Origin of the sequence: Streptomyces sp. AN091965, assembly GCF_022698285.1 — a bacterium.
Lineage (GTDB): Bacteria > Actinomycetota > Actinomycetes > Streptomycetales > Streptomycetaceae > Streptomyces.
On record NZ_JALDMY010000001.1, the window covers coordinates 7,517,893 to 7,537,342 of the forward strand.

At 73.2% G+C, this 19,450-nt stretch carries 19 protein-coding genes; 16 read left to right on the forward strand and 3 right to left on the reverse strand.

What is annotated here, in order from left to right:
* The first annotated feature begins 145 nt into the window (after nt 1-145).
* Nucleotides 146-1,330: a cytochrome P450 family protein gene (locus MQV74_RS31960; protein ID WP_242725791.1), complete on the forward strand. Its 1,185-nt coding sequence runs from the start codon at nt 146-148 to the stop codon at nt 1,328-1,330.
* Between the two features lie 83 nt (nt 1,331-1,413).
* On the forward strand, nt 1,414-1,848 hold the full coding sequence (locus MQV74_RS31965) for a PaaI family thioesterase (RefSeq protein ID WP_242725794.1): 435 nt from the start codon (nt 1,414-1,416) through the stop codon (nt 1,846-1,848).
* 41 nt (nt 1,849-1,889) lie between these two features.
* Here MQV74_RS31965 and MQV74_RS31970 read toward each other — a convergent pair whose 3' ends face one another.
* Complete coding sequence (locus MQV74_RS31970; RefSeq protein WP_242725797.1) at nt 1,890-2,909, reverse strand: Gfo/Idh/MocA family protein; 1,020 nt, start codon at nt 2,907-2,909, stop codon at nt 1,890-1,892.
* A gap of 141 nt (nt 2,910-3,050) precedes the next feature.
* Between MQV74_RS31970 and MQV74_RS31975 the strand changes: the two genes are divergently transcribed.
* From MQV74_RS31975 to MQV74_RS32010, 8 genes are all read left to right on the forward strand, one after another.
* Nucleotides 3,051-3,800 (forward strand): GntR family transcriptional regulator, encoded by a 750-nt coding sequence (locus MQV74_RS31975; protein ID WP_308402393.1) that lies wholly within the window; start codon nt 3,051-3,053, stop codon nt 3,798-3,800.
* 132 nt (nt 3,801-3,932) lie between these two features.
* Nucleotides 3,933-4,937, forward strand: coding sequence for a sugar ABC transporter substrate-binding protein (locus MQV74_RS31980; protein ID WP_242725800.1), 1,005 nt, complete (start codon nt 3,933-3,935; stop codon nt 4,935-4,937).
* A 161-nt stretch (nt 4,938-5,098) separates the two neighbouring features.
* On the forward strand, nt 5,099-6,112 hold the full coding sequence (locus tag MQV74_RS31985; protein WP_441349346.1) for a sugar ABC transporter substrate-binding protein: 1,014 nt from the start codon (nt 5,099-5,101) through the stop codon (nt 6,110-6,112).
* On the forward strand, nt 6,109-7,167 hold the full coding sequence (locus MQV74_RS31990) for an ABC transporter permease (RefSeq protein WP_242725806.1): 1,059 nt from the start codon (nt 6,109-6,111) through the stop codon (nt 7,165-7,167). The genes MQV74_RS31985 and MQV74_RS31990 overlap by 4 nt, the downstream gene beginning before the upstream one ends.
* Nucleotides 7,164-7,991, forward strand: a complete 828-nt coding sequence (locus tag MQV74_RS31995) for an ATP-binding cassette domain-containing protein (protein WP_242725810.1) — start codon at nt 7,164-7,166, stop codon at nt 7,989-7,991. Before MQV74_RS31990 ends, MQV74_RS31995 begins: the two co-directional genes overlap by 4 nt.
* Nucleotides 7,992-8,233: 242 nt before the next feature.
* Nucleotides 8,234-9,391, forward strand: a complete 1,158-nt coding sequence (locus tag MQV74_RS32000; RefSeq protein ID WP_138962531.1) for an ROK family glucokinase — start codon at nt 8,234-8,236, stop codon at nt 9,389-9,391.
* The gene (locus MQV74_RS32005) at nt 9,392-9,982 is read left to right on the forward strand and encodes a sugar kinase (protein WP_138962532.1); all 591 of its coding nucleotides are present in this window, start codon (nt 9,392-9,394) and stop codon (nt 9,980-9,982) included.
* A gap of 257 nt (nt 9,983-10,239) precedes the next feature.
* Entirely contained in the window at nt 10,240-11,508 is a 1,269-nt protein-coding gene (locus MQV74_RS32010; protein ID WP_242725813.1) for a sulfite oxidase, read from the forward strand.
* A gap of 6 nt (nt 11,509-11,514) precedes the next feature.
* Here the strand turns inward: MQV74_RS32010 and MQV74_RS32015 are convergent, their stop codons facing one another.
* Nucleotides 11,515-12,492, reverse strand: a complete 978-nt coding sequence (locus tag MQV74_RS32015; RefSeq protein ID WP_242725816.1) for an ornithine cyclodeaminase family protein — start codon at nt 12,490-12,492, stop codon at nt 11,515-11,517.
* A gap of 238 nt (nt 12,493-12,730) precedes the next feature.
* Between MQV74_RS32015 and pcaDC the strand changes: the two genes are divergently transcribed.
* From pcaDC to MQV74_RS32030, 3 genes are read left to right on the forward strand one after another with little or no spacing between them, the layout of a single operon-like run.
* Nucleotides 12,731-14,026 (forward strand): bifunctional 3-oxoadipate enol-lactonase/4-carboxymuconolactone decarboxylase PcaDC, encoded by a 1,296-nt coding sequence (gene pcaDC / locus MQV74_RS32020; RefSeq protein WP_242725819.1) that lies wholly within the window; start codon nt 12,731-12,733, stop codon nt 14,024-14,026.
* Between the two features lie 54 nt (nt 14,027-14,080).
* The gene (locus MQV74_RS32025; RefSeq protein WP_242725822.1) at nt 14,081-14,728 is read left to right on the forward strand and encodes an MBL fold metallo-hydrolase; all 648 of its coding nucleotides are present in this window, start codon (nt 14,081-14,083) and stop codon (nt 14,726-14,728) included.
* 48 nt (nt 14,729-14,776) lie between these two features.
* Nucleotides 14,777-15,556 carry an exodeoxyribonuclease III gene (locus MQV74_RS32030; RefSeq protein WP_242725837.1) on the forward strand — a complete coding sequence of 260 codons (780 nt, stop codon included), beginning with the start codon at nt 14,777-14,779 and terminating at the stop codon, nt 15,554-15,556.
* On the opposite strand, the gene MQV74_RS32035 is transcribed toward MQV74_RS32030, so the two are convergent.
* Nucleotides 15,553-17,325: a GDSL-type esterase/lipase family protein gene (locus tag MQV74_RS32035; protein ID WP_242725840.1), complete on the reverse strand. Its 1,773-nt coding sequence runs from the start codon at nt 17,323-17,325 to the stop codon at nt 15,553-15,555. The genes MQV74_RS32030 and MQV74_RS32035 overlap by 4 nt on opposite strands.
* A 143-nt stretch (nt 17,326-17,468) precedes the next feature.
* On the opposite strand from MQV74_RS32035, the gene MQV74_RS32040 reads away from it, so the two are divergent.
* The 3 genes from MQV74_RS32040 to MQV74_RS32050 all read left to right on the forward strand — a co-directional run bounded on the left by MQV74_RS32040 (nt 17,469) and on the right by MQV74_RS32050 (nt 19,444).
* Nucleotides 17,469-17,912 carry a DUF3093 domain-containing protein gene (locus tag MQV74_RS32040; protein ID WP_242725843.1) on the forward strand — a complete coding sequence of 148 codons (444 nt, stop codon included), beginning with the start codon at nt 17,469-17,471 and terminating at the stop codon, nt 17,910-17,912.
* Between the two features lie 168 nt (nt 17,913-18,080).
* Entirely contained in the window at nt 18,081-18,521 is a 441-nt protein-coding gene (locus MQV74_RS32045) for a DUF6278 family protein (protein ID WP_242725846.1), read from the forward strand.
* Nucleotides 18,522-18,700: 179 nt separating this feature from the next.
* Nucleotides 18,701-19,444: an amino acid ABC transporter ATP-binding protein gene (locus MQV74_RS32050; RefSeq protein WP_242725849.1), complete on the forward strand. Its 744-nt coding sequence runs from the start codon at nt 18,701-18,703 to the stop codon at nt 19,442-19,444.
* Nucleotides 19,445-19,450 lie beyond the last annotated feature (6 nt).

The window sequence follows — 19,450 nt, forward strand, 5'->3', positions numbered from 1 at the left end:
CTCGCGGGGCGCCGAAAAACGGGGGTCCAAGGGGGCGGAGCCCCCTTGTTCGGGAAGGGGCGGGTCAGGGGCGCCCCGCGAGGGAACGGTGGCGCGGCCCCGTTCGTTCCGCGGACACCAGGTAACCCGCACGAGGGGACGCCCCATGGCAGACGCACCCATCGACCTCGCCTCCTACGAGGACTTCACCACCGACCCCCACCGGGCATACGCCGAGTTGAGAGCCCGGGGCCCCGTCCACCGCGTCCGCTTCCCACCCCCGGACCACGACAGCGACCACTACTTGGTGGTGGGCTACGAAGAGGCCCGCGCCGCCCTCGCCGACCCCCGCCTCACCAAGTCGAGCACGGGCATCGACCTGGCGTTACCGGACGAGGAGCTGATCGGCCCGCACCTGCTCACCGTCGACCCGCCGCACCACACCCGGCTGCGCTCCCTGATCGCCCGGGAGTTCACCGCCCGCCGCGTCCAGGCGCTGCGCCCGCGGATCCAGGAGATCACGGACGGCCTCCTGGACGGGATGCTCGCCAAGGGAAGCCGCGCCGACCTGGTGGAGGCGCTCGCCTTCCCGCTGCCCATGACGGTCATCTGCGAACTGCTCGGCGTCCCCGACCTGGACCGCGAGCGCTTCCGCCAGCTGTCGAACGAGGCCACCTCGCCCTCCACGGAGGAGTGGGAGGACACGGTCTTCGTCGCCCTCGCCGCCTATTTGGACGAGCTGATCGAGGCCAAGCGCGCGGTCCCCGGCGACGACCTGCTCAGCGCCCTGATCCGCACCCGCGCCGAGGACGGCGACCGGCTCTCCCACGAAGAGCTGCGCGGCATGGCGTACCTCCTGCTCATCGCGGGACACGAGACGACGGTCCACCTCATCACCAACACCGTGCACGCCCTGCTCACCCGCCCCGCCCAGCTGGCCGCGCTGCGGGCCGACCCGGGCCTCCTGGACGGCGCGATCGAGGAAGGCCTGCGCCACGAGGGCCCGGTGGAGAATTCCACCTACCGCTTCACCACCGAGCCCACCGAGATAGCGGGCACGCTGATCCCGGCCGGTGCCATCGTCGTGGTGAGCCTCACCGCCGCCGACCGCGACCCGGGCAAGTACGGGGCGCCGGACGACTTCGACCTCCACCGCGCCCCGCAGGGCCACGTCGCCTTCGGACACGGCATCCACTTCTGCCTGGGCGCCCCGCTGGCCCGCGTCGAGGGCCGGATCGCCCTCGCCGCGCTCCTGGAGCGCTGCCCGGACCTCGCCCTGGACGGCCCCGCGACGGACTGGCGCCCGGGCCTGCTGATGCGGGGCCTGCGCCGCCTGGACGTCCGCTGGTAGCACCCGCCCGGGTCCTCCACCCGGCCCCGCAGCCCCGGCCCAGGTATGGGCAGCAGTAGTTACCGGGTGGTAGAAGTCCTGCCATGACCGACGCCGTGGAACACGCCCCGCCCCTGGACCTGACCCTCGCTCAGCAGACCCTCGCCGCCCAGCCGTTCAGCCGCCTCGTAGGAGCCGAGCTCACCGCGTTCGGCGACGGCGCGGCCACCCTGGAGATCCCCCTGCGCCCCGAACTGCTCCAGCAGAACGGCTTCGTGCACGGCGGCGTCCTGTCGTACGCGGCGGACAACGGCATCACGTTCGCCGCGGGCACGGCCCTCGGCCCGGCGGTCCTGACCTCCGGCTTCTCCATCCAGTACGTGCGCCCGGCCACCGGCGCCCGGCTGCTCGCCCGCGCCGCGGTCGCCCACGCGAGCCGCCGTCAGGCCGTCGTCCGGTGCGATCTGCTGACCGTCGACGGCGAGGGCGCCGAGACGCTCTGCGCCCTGGCGCAGGGCACGGTCCGCGCGACGGGCTGAGCCCCCGGCCCGAGGAGGGGCGGGCCGGGGGCGACCGGGGCTCAGGCCCCGGGGATCTCCGCGAGCCGCACGGGCCGGTGCTCGGCCCGCGACAGCTCGCACGCCTCGGCGATGCGCAGTGCGTGCAGCGCCTCCCGGCCGTCGCAGGGGTTGGCGAGCTCGCCGCGCACGACGTCGACGAACGCGGCGAGCTCCGCCTCGTAAGCGGGGGCGAAGCGCTCCAGGAAGCCGGGCCACGGCTTGTCGGGGCCGCCGGGCCCGTCCGGCTCGGCGGAGGTGAGCGGGGTGCGGGCACTCACGCCGACCGCGATCTGGTCGGCCTCCCCGGCCAGCTCCATGCGGACGTCGTAGCCCGCGCCGTTGCAGCGGGTCGCGGTCGCCGTGGCCAGGGTGCCGTCGTCGAGGGTGAGCAGCACGGCCGCCGTGTCGACGTCGCCCGCCTCGCGGAACATCGCGGGACCGGCGTCGGACCCCGTCGCGTACACCTCGGTCACCTCGCGCCCCGTCACCCAGCGCAGGATGTCGAAGTCGTGCACGAGGCAGTCCCGGTACAGGCCCCCCGACAGCGGCAGGTACGCGGCGGGCGGCGGCGCCGGGTCCGAGGTCATGGCCCGTACGGTGTGCAGCCGTCCGAGCTTCCCGGCGCGCACGGCCGCGCGCGCCGCCGCGTACCCGGCGTCGAAGCGGCGCTGGAAACCGAGCTGCAGGATCGTTCCGGCGGAGTCGACCTCGGCGAGCGCGGCGAGGGTGCCCGGCAGGTCGAGCGCGATGGGCTTCTCGCAGAACACCGGCAGGCCCGCCCGCGCCCCCCGGGCGATGAGCGGCGCGTGCGCGGCCGTCGCCGCCGTGATGACCAGCGCGTCCACGCCGGGGCCCGAGGCCCCGCCCGGGAACAGCGCGTCCACCGAAGGGGCCGCGGTCGCCCCGAGCCGCGCCGCGAGGTCCGCCGCCCGCGCGGTGTCCACGTCCGCGACGACGAGCGATTCCACCTCCGGACGGCGGACGAGGGCCGCCGCGTGGAAGGTGCCGATACGTCCCGTTCCGATCAGTCCGATGCGCATGGGCCCCACCCTCGCGACGGACCCGCGCTCCTGTCAATGGTTTGTCCTGACAACAGAACTTCCGAACTTCCCGTCATCATCTCCCCGGACTACGCTCGCTCCGTGACCGAACAAGGAGCAGCCAAAGCCGCGAAACCGGCCGTGGACCCCACCGTGGCCCTGCACCTCGGCGTCGACCGCAGCAGCCCGGTCCCGCTCTACTTCCAGCTGTCCCAGCAGCTGGAGGCGGCGATCGAGCGCGGTGCCCTGACGCCCGGAAGCCTGCTCGGCAACGAGATCGAGCTCGCCGGGCGCCTCGGCCTCTCCCGGCCCACCGTCCGCCAGGCCATCCAGTCGCTCGTCGACAAGGGCCTGCTCGTCCGCCGCAGGGGCGTCGGCACCCAGGTCGTGCACAGCCAGGTCAAGCGCCCCCTGGAGCTCAGCAGCCTGTACGACGACCTGGAGGCGGCGGGCCAGCGCCCCGAGACCCGGGTCCTGCGCAACGTGGTCGAGGCCGCCTCCGCCGAGACCGCGGCCGCCCTCGGTGTGGCCGAGGGCAGCGACGTCCACCTGGTCGAGCGCCTCCGCCTCGCGCACGGCGAGCCCATGGCCCGGCTGCGCAACCACATCCCGGCCGGGCTGCTCGCCCTCGACACCGCGGCCCTGGAGGCCACCGGCCTGTACCGGCTGATGCGGGCCGCGGGCATCACGCTGCACAGCGCCCGGCAGTCCGTGGGCGCCCGCGCCGCCGAGGGGGAGGAGGCCGGGCTGCTCGCCGAGCCGGAGGGCGCGCCGGTGCTCACCATGCGGCGCACGACCTTCGACGACACGGGCCGCGCGGTCGAGTACGGCTCGCACATCTATCGCGCCTCGCGGTACTCCTTCGAGTTCCAGCTCCTCGTACGCCCCTGACCTCGCCCGGCGCCACAGAAGTAAGAATGTTCTGACAAAGTCATTGACGGTGGGCCGCGCCCCCGGCTACAACTCCCTCCAGCCGCACAGGAGCGGCGGCCGGGAGCAAGCCGGGAGAAGGGTGGCACCACCATGCGTACAGCCCGCACGGCAGCAGCCGTCATCGCGGTCGTCGCGCTCGCGGCAGGCTGCAGCGGCTCCGGCGGCAAGGCCGATGAGAACACCGCGAACGGCGCGGACGGCGAGGGCGGCTCCGGCGGGCAGGCCGCCGGTACCCCGCGCCTGAAGATCGCGATGGTCACGCACTCCGGTGAGGGCGACACGTTCTGGGACATCGTGCAGAACGGCGCCGAGGAGGCCGCGAAGAAGGACAACGTCGAGTTCCTCTACTCCAGCGACAAGGAGGGCAAGGGGCAGGCCGAGCTGGTGCAGACGGCCATCGACAAGAAGGTCGACGGGATCGTGGTGACCCTCGCCAAGCCCGAGGCCATGCGGGCCGTGCTCGGCAAGGCGAAGAGGGCGGGCATCCCCGTGGTCACGATCAACTCGGGCGGCGAGTTCTCCCCGCGGTTCGGCGCGCTCGGCCACATCGGGCAGGACGAGGCCGTGGCGGGCGAGGCCGTCGGCGACGAGCTGGACAGACGCGGCAGGAAGAAGGCTCTGTGTGTGATCCACGAGCAGGGCAACGTCTCCCTGGAGCAGCGCTGCGCGGGGGTGAGGAAGACCTTCGGGGGCTCGGTGGAGAACCTGAACGTCGACGGCACCAACCAGCCCGGTGCCCAGTCGTCCATCAGCGCGAAGCTCCAGGCCACCAAGGGCATCGACGCGGTCGTCACGCTCGGCGCGCCGGTCGCGGCCGTCTCCGTGAAGGCCAAGGAGGACGCGGGCAGCAAGGCGGAGATCGACACCTTCGACCTGAACGCCGAGGTCGTCCGGCGGCTCAAGGCGGGCGAGGTCGGCTTCGCCGTCGACCAGCAGCCCTACCTCCAGGGCTACCTCGCGGTCGACGAGCTGTGGCTCTACCGGACCAACGCGAACGTCATCGGCGGCGGCAAACCGGTCCTGACCGGGCCCGCCGTGGTCACCGGGAAGGACGTTCCGAAGCTGGAGAAGTACACCGCCCGCGGTACCCGATGACCATGCGGGGCGACGGCGTGACCGATACTTGGGCGGCTGGGTCCGGTCACCGGGCCCAGCGGCACGAGAGGCTCGGCAGGGCGCGGCACACTGTGCACACCGCGAACACGGCGATCTCAGCAGGCACTGCAAGCACGGCACAGCAAGAAGGGCACGGCGACGTGGCAAGGGTTCGAACGGGAGTACGTGCGGTGGGTGCCGTGCTGGTTGCGGTGCTCGGGGCGTCCCTCGTGGGATGCAGCAGCACCGGCGGCAAGCGCGCCGAGGACGCGCGCAAGGCGGCGCAGGCGTCGGGCAGGGCCGCGGTGGACACGCCGCGCTGGACCTTCGCGATGATCACCCACTCGGGCGACGGCGACACGTTCTGGGACATCGTCCAGAACGGCGCGAAGCAGGCCGCCGTCAAGGACAACATCAAGTTCCTGTACTCGCACCACGACGAGGCGCAGCAGCAGGCCCAGCTCGTGGACGCGGCCATCGACAAGAAGGTCGACGGCATCATCGTCACGCTCGCCAAGCCGGACGCGATGAAGGCCGCCGTGGCCCGCGCCCGCAAGGCCGGCATCCCGGTGGTGACCGTGAACTCGGGCTCGGAGGAGTCCAAGGCGTTCGGCGCCCTGACCCACATCGGCCAGGACGAGACGATCGCGGGCGAGGCCGTCGGCGAGGAGCTCAACAAGCGGGGCAAGAAGAAGGCCCTGTGCGTCCTGCACGAGCAGGGCAACGTGGGCCACGAGCAGCGCTGCGAGGGCGCCAAGAAGACCTTCGAGGGCGAGATGAAGAACCTGTACGTGGAGGGCACCAACATGCCCGACGTGCAGTCCGGCATCGAGGCCAAGCTCCAGGCCGACAAGGACATCGACGCGGTCGTCACGCTCGGCGCCCCGTTCGCCGACACCGCGGTGAAGGCGAAGGAGGGCGCGGGCAGCAAGGCGGAGATCGACACCTTCGACCTGAACGAGAAGGTCGCCGGGGGCCTGAAGTCCGGCACGCTCGGCTTCGCCGTCGACCAGCAGCCCTACCTCCAGGGCTACGAGGCCGTGGACCTGCTGTGGCTCTACAAGTACAACGCCGACGTCCTCGGCGGCGGCAAGCCGGTCCTCACCGGCCCGCAGATCGTCACCAAGGACCAGGCAGGCGAGCTCGAGGACTACGCGAAGCGGGGAACCCGATGAGCGCGACCGCACCGGCACCGCACCAGCCCGCGAAGGCCGCGGACGAGCGCCTCCTGACGACCTCGCCGCTGAAGAAGCTCCTGGGCCGTCCCGAGCTGGGCTCGGTCGTCGGCGCGGTGGCGGTCTTCCTGTTCTTCGCGATCATCGCGGACAGCTTCCTCCAGGCCAACAGCATCGCCACCGTCCTGTACGCGGCCTCCACGATCGGCATCATGGCGGTCCCGGTGGCGCTGCTGATGATCGGCGGCGAGTTCGACCTGTCGGCGGGCGTCATGGTCACGACGTCCGCGCTGATGTCGTCGATGTTCAGCTACCAGATGACCGCGAACGTCTGGGTCGGCGTCGGCGTCTCACTGCTGGTGACCCTCGCCATCGGTGTGTTCAACGGCGTCATGCTGATCCGCACCGACCCGCCGAGCTTCATCATCACGCTCGGCACGTTCCTGATGCTGACCGGCATGAACCTGGGCTTCACCAAGCTGATCAGCGGCACGGTCTCCACCAAGTCGATCTCCGACATGGAGGGCTTCGCCTCCGCCAAGGACGTCTTCGCCTCGACGATCACCATCGGCGGCGTAGACTTCAAGATCACGATCGTCTGGTGGCTGGCGATGGTCGCGATCGCCACCTGGATCCTGCTGCGCACCCGTGCGGGCAACTGGATCTTCGCGGTCGGCGGCGGCGAGCAGGCCGCCCGCGCGGTCGGCGTCCCCGTCGGCAGGACCAAGATCGGTCTCTACATGGGCGTCGCCTTCGGCGCCTGGGTGTCGGGCCAGCACCTGCTGTTCAACTACGACGTCGTGCAGTCCGGTGAGGGCGTCGGCAACGAGCTGATCTACATCATCGCGGCCGTCATCGGCGGCTGTCTGATCACCGGAGGCTACGGCTCGGCGGTCGGCGCCGCGGTCGGTGCGCTGATCTTCGGCATGACCAGCAAGGGCATCGTCTACGCCGAGTGGAACCCGGACTGGTTCAAGTTCTTCCTCGGGGCGATGCTGCTCCTGGCGACCCTGCTGAACGCCTGGGTCCGCAAGCGCGCGGAGGCGACGAAGTGACGACTGAGGCCGTATCCAAGGACGCCACGGCCCCCGCGGGCGGTACGCCGCTCGTCGAGCTCGACGACGTCAGCAAGTACTACGGCAACATCCGCGCCCTCGAAGGCGTCTCCCTGGAGGTGCACGCGGGGGAGATCTCCTGCGTGCTGGGCGACAACGGCGCGGGCAAGTCGACGCTCATCAAGATCGTCGCGGGTCTGCACCGGCACGACGCGGGCACCTTCCGCATCGAGGGCGAGGTGACCCGGCTCGCCAGCCCCCGCGAGGCGCTGGACCGGGGCATCGCCACCGTCTACCAGGACCTGGCGGTCGTCCCGCTCATGCCGGTGTGGCGGAACTTCTTCCTCGGCTCCGAGCCCACGAAGGGCACGGGCCCGTTCAAGCGCCTGGACGTGGAGTTCATGCGCAGGACCACCCACGCCGAGCTCCTTCGCATGGGCATCGACCTGCGTGACGTCGACCAGCCCATCGGCACGCTGTCCGGCGGTGAGCGCCAGTGCGTGGCGATCGCCCGCGCCGTGTACTTCGGCGCGAAGGTCCTGGTCCTGGACGAGCCGACGGCGGCGCTCGGCGTGAAGCAGTCCGGTGTCGTGCTGAAGTACGTGGCCGCGGCGCGGGACGCGGGGCTCGGCGTGGTCCTGATCACCCACAACCCCCACCACGCCTACCTCGTCGGCGACCGCTTCGTCCTCCTCAAGCGCGGCCAGATGTCCGCTTCCTATTCACGGGCCGACGTCACCCTCGACGAACTCACCCGCCAGATGGCGGGCGGCTCCGAGTTGGAAGACCTCCGCCATGAACTGGAGCGAGGAAGCACCCCGTAAGGGGCGCGGGGAACTGCGCGACAAGCCAGGTCACAGCCGCAGACGCAGCTGCTCGGTCACTCCGCAGCCGCGTCTGCGGCTTTTCGCGCGCCGAGCGCGCCCCCGCGGCGGAGCCGCACATCGACACGGCCCCGCGCCCCTGGAGGGGGCACCTCCCCCCAGCCCTGGCGGGAAGCCCGGGGCGGCCGCGCCCCGGGTCCCCGTTGTGCGCGCCCCCGCGAGCGTGAGGCAGAATCGGCGCGATGAGCACCTACCGCGACCTCACGCACCGCGGCTCCGCCCGAGCCACCGTTCTGCGGACCGTGGGCACGCGTGAGCGCCGTTCGCACCTGACGGCCCCCCGCGTCCCCACGGTCGGCATCGACATCGGCGGCACCAAGGTGATGGCGGGCGTCGTGGACGCCGACGGCAACATCCTGGAGACCCTGCGCACCGAGACGCCGGACAAGTCCAAGAGCCCCAAGGTCGTCGAGGACACCATCGTCGAGCTGGTCCTCGACCTGTCCGACCGGCACGACGTGCACGCCGTCGGCATCGGCGCCGCGGGCTGGGTCGACGCGGACCGCAACCGCGTCCTGTTCGCCCCGCACCTGTCCTGGCGCAACGAACCCCTCCGGGACCGCATCTCCGGCCGTCTCGCGGTGCCCGTCATGGTGGACAACGACGCCAACACCGCCGCCTGGGCCGAGTGGCGCTTCGGCGCGGGCCGCGGCGAGGACCACCTGGTCATGATCACCCTGGGCACCGGCATCGGCGGCGCGATCCTGGAGGACGGCCAGGTCAAGCGGGGCAAGTTCGGGGTCGCGGGCGAGTTCGGCCATATGCAGGTCGTGCCCGGCGGACACCGCTGCCCGTGCGGCAACCGAGGCTGCTGGGAGCAGTACAGCTCCGGCAACGCGCTCGTCCGCGAGGCCCGCGAGCTGGCCGCCGCCGACTCCCCGGTCGCGTACGGGATCATCGAGCGCGTCAAGGGCAACGTCCCCGACATCACCGGGCCCCTCATCACCGAGCTGGCCCGCGAGGGCGACGCCATGTGCGTCGAGCTGCTCCAGGACATCGGCCAGTGGCTCGGCGTCGGCATCGCGAACCTCGCCGCGGCCCTCGACCCGTCCTGCTTCGTCATCGGCGGCGGCGTCAGCGCCGCCGACGACCTGCTCATCGGCCCCGCCCGCGACGCCTTCCGCCGCCACCTCACCGGGCGCGGCTACCGCCCCGAGGCCCGCATCGCCCGCGCCCAGCTCGGCCCCGAGGCCGGCATGGTCGGCGCCGCCGACCTGGCCCGGCTCGTCGCCCGCCGCTTCCGCCGCGCCAACCGCCGCCGCGTCGAGCGCTACGAGCGGTACGAGCGCTACGCCGAGGCCCGCCGAGCCAACGACCGCACCGCCCAGGGAAGCCAGTAGATGACCGTCCCCCGCCAGCCCTCGTCCCCGGACCTGCCCGGCCCCGCGGAGCCGGAGCCGCGCCCCGAGGACCGCCGCCACATGCTCCGCCGCCGCTGGCTCACCGCGACGATCATCGTGCTGCTCATCGGCGTGCCCGCGGTCTATCTGCTGATCTCCGCGAACCAGTCCCGCGACAGCGGCCGCGACAAGGAGAAGAAGTACTCCGCGACCGGCCTCACCGCGGGCTGGCCCTCCAAGGTCCAGCGCCGCCTGTACGACGTGTCGGTGCCGCCGTACTCGGCCGAGGTCGCCTACTACGAGACGAACAACTGGCGCACCAGCCGGCTGTACGTCCAGTTCCTCACCAGCAACGAAGGCCTGGAGAAGTTCCTCAAGGAGACCGGCACCAGCGCGAGCAAGCTGAAGAAGGACGACATCACCATCAGCAAGCGCGACCAGAACGTCGTCGGCTGGGAGTTCACGGGCCCCGGCCCCTGGTGGGGCGTGACCCACGACCAGGACAACCCGGCGCCCACCCAGGACATCGTGGTGAGCCGCGCCAACCCCAAGCACCCGATGGTCTACGTGGTCTCCGCGACGACGCCCTAGGGCGCGACCGACGACAGGAAGAGGCCGTGGCGGGTTCCGCCGCGGCCTCGTAGCATGGCGCCGTGATCCTCGGCCGCGGCAGCTTCGCCCCCGGTGCCCACCGGGCCCGTGCGCTGCCTTCGCGCGGCTGTTGTTGATCCTTCAGCGCACCCCCGCCGAGCACGTCCCGTACGCCGTGTGACCTCCGTCCGGCGTACGCGCCACGCCGCACCACTCCTGTCACGCCGCCCTGTCACGCCGCGCGGAAGGCCGCCCCCATGACGCCGCCCCACCCCTCCCCGACCGAAGCCGACCACGACCGGCGCAGGCTGCGCCAGTGGCTCGCGGGCGAGGCCCGCGCCGACGGCGTGGCCCGCCGCGACCTGCTGCGCCTCGCGTCCGCCGCGGGCCTCGCGGCCTTCGTGCCGGGCGTCTGGAGCGCCCCGCGCGCCCACGCCGCCACCGCCCCCGGCATCGTCAAGGCGCTGCCCGACGAGGTGTTCACGCTGCGCGGCACGAACGCCGAGACCAGGTTCGAGGCCCTCGCGGAGACGGGCCACCTCACCCCCGCGTCCCACTTCTTCGTCCGCAACCACACCACCACGCCCCAACTCGCCGCCGACGACTGGAGACTCACCGTCTGGGGCGACGGACTCACCGGAGGCCCACGGGAGTTCACCCTCGCCGACCTCCACCGGCTGCCGTCGACGACCCGCACCGCGTTCGTCGAGTGCGCGGGCAACGGCCGCGGCCTGTTCACCGCCCAGCAGGGCCAGCAGGTCTCCGGCACGCCCTGGACGCTCGGCGCCGTCGGGCAGGCACGCTGGCGCGGTGTGCGCCTCGCCGACGTGCTGCGCCGGGCGGGCCTCGCCCGCGACGCCGTGGACGTCATGCCCCGCGGCCTCGACGGCGACTACGTGACGGCGGACGGCACGAACCTCGGCCGGGTGCGCCGCCCGCTGCCCCTCGCCAAGGCCCTGGACGACGTACTCCTCGCGTACGAGATGAACGGCGAGCCGCTGCCCGCCGACCACGGCCACCCGGTGCGTGTCCTCGTGCCCTCCTGGATCGGCGTCGCGTCCATCAAGTGGGTGGGTGACATCGAGGTCTCGGCGACCCCGCTCTACTCGCCCTGGAACACCGACTTCTACCGCCTGTTCGGCCCCGGCCACCCGGCGGAGGGCTCCGCGCCGCTCACCCGCCAGACCCTCAAGTCCGCCTTCGAGCTGCCCTGGGACGCGCCGCTGGCCGCGGGCGCCCGGCACCGCCTCACCGGCCGCGCCTGGTCCGGCGCGGCCCCCGTCGCCCGCGTCGACGTCAGCACCGACGGCGGCGCCACCTGGCGCCCGGCCCGGCTGCGCGACGAGCCGCGCCGCGGCTCCTGGGTGCGCTGGAGCACGACCTGGCGCCCGCGCGCCACGGGGCGGGCCACGCTGCTCGCCCGCGCCACCGACGCGACGGGCCGCACCCAGCCGCCCACGACGCCGCACAACCACCAGGGCTATCTGTTCGACGCCGTCGTACGCCACCCCGTGACGGTGGTGTGAGCGCCGTCAGTCCCGCGGGCCCGCGCCCTGCTTCTCGTACGCCGCCACGGCCACCGCCAGGTCCTGCCACGCCATCCCCGCCGACTTGAACAGACGCGGCCGGCCCTGGGCGACCGGCACCTCGCCGCGCACCAACTCGCCGAGCGTGCGCAGCCGTTGCGGGTCGAAGGCGCCGGCGGCGACGGCCTGTACGAGGTCGCCGCACTCGCGCAGCGCCACGGCCCTGGCCTCGGCGACGACCGTGGCCCGGCCCACGAGCCGCTCGTCCACCTCGCGCGCGTCGGGCTCGTGCGAGCCGACCGCCGCGACGGCCGCGTGCGGCGCGAGCAGCGCGCTGTCGAACAGCGGCTCGCGCGCCGTCGTGCAGCAGCACACCACGTCGGCGTGCGCGACGTCCTCGGGCGTCGCGGCCGCCGCCGTGAGCCCCGCGCCCCGGCAGCGCTCCACGAACGCCGCGCGCCGCCCCGGGTCCCGGCCCACCACGTCCACGTGCGCGAGCCCGGGCCGCACCGCCCGCACCGCCTCCACGTGCCCCCACGCCTGCGGCCCCGTCCCGAACACCAGCAGCCGCCGCGCCCCGGGCACGGCCAGGTGCCGCAGCGCCGCACCCGACACGGCGGGCGTACGCAGCGACGTCAGCGCGATGCCGTCGAGCAGGGCCAGCGGGGTGTGGGTCACCCCGTCGAGGAGGAGGTAGAGCCCCTGGATGCGCGGCAGCCCGCGCGCGGGGTTGTCCGGCGTGACGGAGGCGACCTTCACGCCCGCGTACGCCGTCGTGGCCGAGGGCATCAGGAGCAGCTGCCCACCCGGCACCCCGACCACGGCCCGGGCGGGCTCCGCCTCCGGGTCGAGACCGCCCCCGGCCAGCGCGGCCTCGACGGCGTCGACGGCGGCGGCCATGGGAACGAGCCGGGCGACGGCGTCGGCGCCGATGTGAAGGAGGGGATTTCCTGAAGGTTCTGGGGAGACGGGTAGTGGATTCATCCCATGACCCTCACCGATGCCGACGCCCCCGAAACACCGCACCGGGCCGGGCAAAAGACCCCTGAGAGGCGCGGGGAACGGCGCGACCAGCCACAACAGTCCCGCAGACGCGCAAGCACAGCCACCGGGCGGACGAGAGGGCGGCCTCCCACCGGCGAGGAGGACACCGGCGCGGAGGCCCGGTCCAGACGATGCCCCCGTCACTCGACGCCGAAGGTGACTGGCTAGCGTGGAGCGGGTGAGTGAGACGAAGAACCCCGCCCTCCAGTTCCGCTTCGACGGCCCGGACGACGCTCCGGTCCTGGTCCTCGGGCCGTCGCTCGGGACGACGTGGCACATGTGGGACCGGCAGGTGCCCGAGCTGAGCAAGCACTGGCGGGTGCTCCGCTTCGACATGCCCGGGCACGGCGGCGCTCCCGCACACCCCGTGGACTCCGTCGGTGAGCTCGCCGCCCGCGTGCTGGCCACGCTCGACGAGGTGGGCGTGCAGCGCTTCGGCTACGCGGGCTGTTCGCTCGGCGGCGCCATCGGCGCGGAACTGGCCCTCAGGAACCCGCAGCGGGTCGCCTCGCTCGCGCTGATCGCCACCTCGCCGCGGTTCGGCACCGCCGACGAGTGGCGCCAGCGCGGCGTGATCGTCCGCACCAACGGCCTCGACCCGGTGGCCAGGACCTCGCCCGAGCGCTGGTTCACGGCCGGCTTCGCCGCCGCCCAGCCCGCCATCACCGACTGGGCCGTGCAGATGGTGCGCACCACCGACCCCGGCTGCTACATCGCCGCCTGCGAGGCGCTCGCCGCCTTCGACGTCCGCGGCGAGCTCGGCAGCATAGGAGTGCCCACGCTGGTCCTCGTCGGCTCCGAGGACCAGGTGACCGGCCAGGGCGAGGCCCGCACCCTCGTCGCGGGCATCCCCGACGCCCGCCTCGCCGTGGTGCCCGGCGCCTCCCACCTCGCGCCCGTCGAGCAGCCCGCCGCGGTCACCGACCTGCTCGTCCGCCACTTCGGCAGCGCCTGGCAGGCCGCGCCGGACATCGGCGCGACCGGACAGCACGCGATCGCGGCGCCGCCCGTCAAGCCCGTGCTCGCCCCGCCGCCCGCCGCGCCCCCCGCCGAGATCGCGCCCGTGGAGCGGCCGCGGGAGCAGGCCGAGCGCCCCGACGCCTACGCCACCGGCATGAAGGTGCGCCGCGAGGTCCTTGGGGACGCGCACGTCGACCAGGCCCTGGCCGCGGCCGACGAGTTCGCCGAGGACTTCCAGGAGCTCGTCACGCGCTACGCCTGGGGCGAGGTCTGGAGCCGCCCCGGCCTGGACCGCCGCACCCGCAGCTGCGTCACGCTCACGGCCCTCGTCGCGGGCGGCCACCTGGAGGAGCTGGCCTTCCACGTCCGCGCCGCGCTGCGCAACGGCCTGACCCCGCCCGACATCAAGGAGGTGCTGCTCCAGGCCGCCGTGTACTGCGGCGTGCCCGCGGCCAACAGCGCCTTCCGGGTCGCGCAGGCGGTCATCCGCGAGGAAACGACGCCCCAGGAGTAGCGCGGGACCCCGCGGCGAGCAGGATGGGGACCACGGAACGGAGAAGGGGAATCCATGACGACGACCGGCACGAAGCTCACCAAGCAGTCCCACGCGTGCGTGCGCCTCGAAAAGGAGGGCCGGACGCTCGTCGTCGACCCCGGGGGGTTCAGTGAGGCCGACGCGGCCGTCGGCGCCGACGCGATCCTCGTCACCCACGAGCACCCCGACCACTTCGACGAGGCCCGCCTGCGCGCCGCCATGGAGGCGAACCCGGCCGCCGGGATCTGGACCCTGGCTGCCGTCGCCGACCGGATCGCGGCGGCCTTCCCCGGCCGCGTGCACCGGGTCGGCCACGGCGACACGTTCACGGCCGCCGGGTTCGACGTCCAGGTCCACGGCGAGCTGCACGCCGTGATCCACCCCGACCTCCCGCGCGTCACCAACGTCGGCTACCTGGTGGACGGCTCCGTGTTCCACCCCGGCGACGCCCTCACCGTCCCCGAGCACCCCGTGGACACCCTCCTGGTCCCGGTGATGGCCCCCTGGAACAAGATCTCCGAGGTCATCGAGTACGTCCGCGAGGTCAAGCCGCAGCGCGCGTACGACGTCCACGACGCGCTGCTCACGGACCTGGCGCTGCCCATCTACGAGGGGCACATCGGCAGGCTCGGCGGCACCGAGCACACGCGGCTCGCGCCGGGCGAGTCCGCGCGGGTGTGACCGCCGCCGGGCCGCCCGCTGTCACACCCGGCAGGTAGGTTGTCCGTCATGCGCATCGCCACCTGGAACGTGAACTCGATCACCGCCCGCCTGCCCCGTCTCCTGGCCTGGCTGGAGAAGAGCGGCACGGACGTCCTGTGCGTCCAGGAGACCAAGTGCACCGCGGAGCAGTTCCCCGCCGAGGCCCTGCGCGAGCTGGGCTACGAGTCGGCGGTCAACGCCACCGGCAGGTGGAACGGCGTCGCGCTGCTCTCCCGCGTGGGCCTGGAGGACATCACCACCGGCCTGCCCGGCGGCCCCGACTACGACGGCGCGCAGGAGCCCCGGTCCATCGCGGCCACCTGCGGCCCCCTGCGCGCCTGGTCGGTCTACGTGCCGAACGGCCGCGAGGTCGACCACGCCCACTACGCCTACAAGCTCCAGTGGTTCGAGGCCCTCAAGGCCGCCGTCACCGCCGACGCCGCGGGCCCGCGCCCCTTCGCCGTCCTCGGCGACTACAACGTCGCGCCGACGGACGACGACGTCTGGGACGTCGCCAGGTTCGAGGGCCTCACGCACGTCACCCCCGCCGAGCGCGCGGCCCTCGCCGCCCTCCGCGAGACCGGCCTGACGGACGTCGTCCCGCGCCCCCTCAAGTACGACCACCCCTTCACGTACTGGGACTACCGCGAGCTCGGCTTCCCCAAGAACAAGGGCATGCGCATCGACCTGGTCTACGGCAACACCCCGTTCGCCAAGGCCGTGAGCGACGCCTATGTGGACCGCGAGGAGCGCAAGGGCAAGGGCGCCTCGGACCACGCCCCGGTGGTCGTGGACCTCGACCTCTAGCCCCGGAGCACCTCCAGGGGCACCGCCCCGGCAAGCGCGGCAAGGCCCGCGTCGCCAGGATGCAGGTGGTCGCCGCTGTCGTAGCGCGGCAGCAGGCGCGCGGGCAGCTCCGGGTCGCGGAGCACCGCGTCGAAGTCGAGCACGGCGTCGAAGCCCGCCTCGCCCCGCCGCAGCGCCGCGTTCACCGCGGTCCGCTCCGCGTCGACGGCCGCCGTGCACCGGGCCTCCCCGGCGCACGGCACCAGTGTGGCCGCGACGACCCGCAGCCCCCGCGCGCGGGCGCGTGCGGCGATCTCCCGCAGCCCGCCCAGGACCTCCGCCGCGGGCGTCCCGGCCCGCAGGTCGTTGATGCCCTGGAAGACGACCGCGGTGCGCGCGGACGTCTGCGCGAGCACGTCACGGTCGAGGCGGTGCAGCGCGCTGACGCCCCCGGTGTCGGTGGACACGCCGTCACCGGGGTAGCGGTCGCCGACGACGCGGTTGGCGGAGACGCCCTGGTTGAGGACGCCGTGGCGCGGCGCCCCCGGCTCCTCCAGGAGCCGCCGCGCGAGCACGTCGGGCCACCGCCGGTTCGTGTCGGGCGTGGAGCCGACCCCGTCCGTGATGGAGTCGCCGAGCAGCACCACGGAGCCCGCCCCGCCCGCCACGTCGACCCCGGTGAGCAGCGGCCACACCCGCACCGTTGAGGTGTACGCGGCCCCCGACCCGTCCGCGGCGTGATCGCCCGGTTCGCTCACGTACGAGGTCTGGAGGGCCTGGCTGTGCAGGGGCGCCGCGGCCACCGTCCCCGGCAGATGGAGGCTGACCAGCAGATCCGCGCCCGCGGGCACCGCGAACCGCAGCGGGTCGCTGAACACCTGCGCCCCCGCGGGGATCTCGGCCCCCCTCGCACCGCCGAACGTCAGCGCCACCGGCGCGCCCCGCGCCCGCGCCCCCGCGTCCCGCACGGCGACGCTGGCGCTCCCGACGCGCACGGGCGCCCCCGCGAAGGTGTTGTCGAGGCGGATCCGCACCCGGGGCCCGCCCGCACTGGTGTGCACCACGAGCCGCACGGTCCGGTCCGCCCACGGTCCCACGGGCGCGTACCCGGCGGTGGACGCCGACCAGGTCCCCGTCCACCCGGTGGCCACAGGCCGTACCGAGAGGGCGAAGACATGCAGATCGGCCGCCCCGGGGTCGCGGGGCAGGCGCACCGACGCCACCTCGCGCCCGCGCGCGAGCGGCACGGTGACGACGTACAGCCGTGCCTTCTCGGCGCGTTGCCCGTCCGGCGTGTTGACGTGCGGCAGGGCGACGGACTTGGTGGCGAGCGGACCGGTGCGCCAGTCGGGGGCGGTCAGCCGGTACGTGGAGCGCGACCCGTCGCGGTAGCGCACGGTCCCGGTGCCGCGCGCGTCGCCGCCCGTCCCGGCCACCAGGAGGGCGAGGGCGTCGCCGCGCCCGCGCAGCCGCACCCACTGCCCGTCGGCCCGCACGTTGTCCGGCTCGCCCGCCCGCGTGTCCGGCAGGGCGAGACGCGCGCCCTCAACTCCCAGGGCGCGCCCGGGAGTCCACCCGGCCGCCGCCAGGTCCGGCGCGGACAGCGAGGCGCCCGAACCGTCGAAGTCCGCGTCACCGGGCCGCGCGTCGTCGCTGACGGCGTGGTTGTCGAAGAGCCGCTCCAGGGGGAGCGGCCCGGATCCGGGCGGCGCGGCGGTCGCGGCGCCCACGGGGGCCAGACCCCCCAGGAGCGCGAGTACGACGGCGGTGCCCCAGGCACGTCGGCGCACGACGGCCCCTTCCCCGAGCCTCGGTGTTCGGTGTGACGGTGGACGCGCCCTGAAGCTAAGGAGCCGTCAGACGCCAGTCAAGACGGCGACCGTGTCCGTCACCCCGACCGCCGGTCCCCGAACCCCTTTGCCAGGATGGGCCCATGCATCTTTACGATGAGCGTCTGACCGTCCCGGTCGCGTGGTGGTTCCTCGTCGTGCTCGGCGGCGGCCTCTTCGCCGGGCTGCTGCTGCCGCTCGGCCCCGTGGCCGCCGTGGCCGGTCTCCTTCTCGTCACCGCCGTCTTCGGCCCGCTCGTGCACCGGTACGGCTCGGCGCGCATCGTCGTGACGCCGGGCACGCTCGTCGCGGGAGGCCGGGCGATCCCCATCGACGAGCTCGGCCCGACCGAGATCCTGGACGCGGGGGAGGCCTTCGAGTGGCGCACCCGCAAGGCGAACGCGTACGCGCACCTGCTGCTGCGCAGCTATGTGCCGACCGCCCTGCGCGTGGAGCTGCGGGGCCCGCACCACACCGCGCCCTATCTGTACCTCTCCACGCGCCGTCCGATGAACCTGGCCACGATCCTCGCCTTCACCCGCCGCTGAGCACCCGCGCCGGTGGCACCGCGCAGGGCCCCGCCGCGGGTACGACACGTACGCCGGTGCATCAAGGGGAGTGATTCGCCTGATTCCGTGATCAACTGCCGCAAGATACATTCCTTGGAATGCGGAGCCGCCGTCCGAACGCTCGGGCGCCCCACGGAGAGGCCGGTCATGAACATTCCGTTCCTGGACAAGTGGCGCAAGCGGCACGCGGGCGACCCCGGTCTGAAGCTCGCCGCCGCCTTCGAGGCCGACCCGGACGGAGTGGCCGAGCTGCTCTCGGAGTGCGAGCTGCTGCGCTCCCAGGCGGCGCGCGCCGGGCTCGAACTGGACGACACACCCGCGTCGTTGGCGGCGCTGGACCAGCTCACACCGCGCTGGCGGGAGGACCCGGAGACCCTGCCCTGGTTCGGCAACGACGCGGGCCTCTACCTCGGCACGGTCATCGTCCGCACCGTCCCCGGCGCCGTGTGGCACGTCCTGCCCGGCGGTACCCCCGTCGTCCGGCTCGTCTCGGGCCGGGAGCTCCAGGTGGTCGACGCGGGCCTCGACTGGGCCGTCCAGGGCACCCCCGAGCTGTCCCAGATGTACGCCGAGACCTCCGAGACGTAGCCGCGGCGTGACCGGCTCATGACCGGCGCATGGCTGGAACGCGGCCGGTCCGTGGCCGGACGGCGAACCCCCGGTCTCAAATACGGTTAATGCCCGTAAGTGCGTGTCGTCCCATAAGTCCAGTTTTGCCGTGGATAGTTTGCGCGGACCGACACAGCTGAGAGTGAGCAGGTCCGGGCATGGCCGTCGATCCGTTGATCGAGCTGCGTGATGTGAACAAGTACTACGGCGAGTTGCATGTCCTGCAGGACATCGACCTCACCGTCGGCAAGGGGGAGGTGGTCGTGGTCATCGGCCCGTCAGGGTCGGGCAAGTCGACGCTCTGCCGGACGATCAACCGTCTCGAGACCATCCAGTCGGGCACCATCCGCCTCGACGGACAGCCGCTGCCCGAGGAGGGCAAGGCCCTGGCCCGACTCCGCGCCGAAGTCGGCATGGTCTTCCAGTCGTTCAACCTCTTCGCGCACAAGACCGTGCAGCAGAACGTCTCCCTGGCCCAGGTCAAGGTCAGGGGCCGCAAGAAGGACGAGGCGGACCGGCGCTCCGGCGAGCTCCTGGAGAGGGTCGGGCTCGCCGCGCACGCGCAGAAGTACCCCGCGCAGCTCTCCGGCGGCCAGCAGCAGCGCGTGGCCATCGCCCGCGCGCTCGCCATGGACCCCAAGGTCATGCTCTTCGACGAGCCGACGTCGGCCCTCGACCCCGAGATGATCAACGAGGTCCTCGAAGTCATGCAGTCGCTCGCACGCGAGGGCATGACGATGGTCGTCGTCACCCACGAGATGGGCTTCGCCCGCTCGGCCGCCAACCGCGTGGTCTTCATGGCCGACGGCCGGATCGTCGAGGACCGGGCGCCCGAGGACTTCTTCACCCACCCGGAGAGCGACCGCGCGAAGGACTTCCTCTCCAAGATCCTCAAGCACTGACGGGGG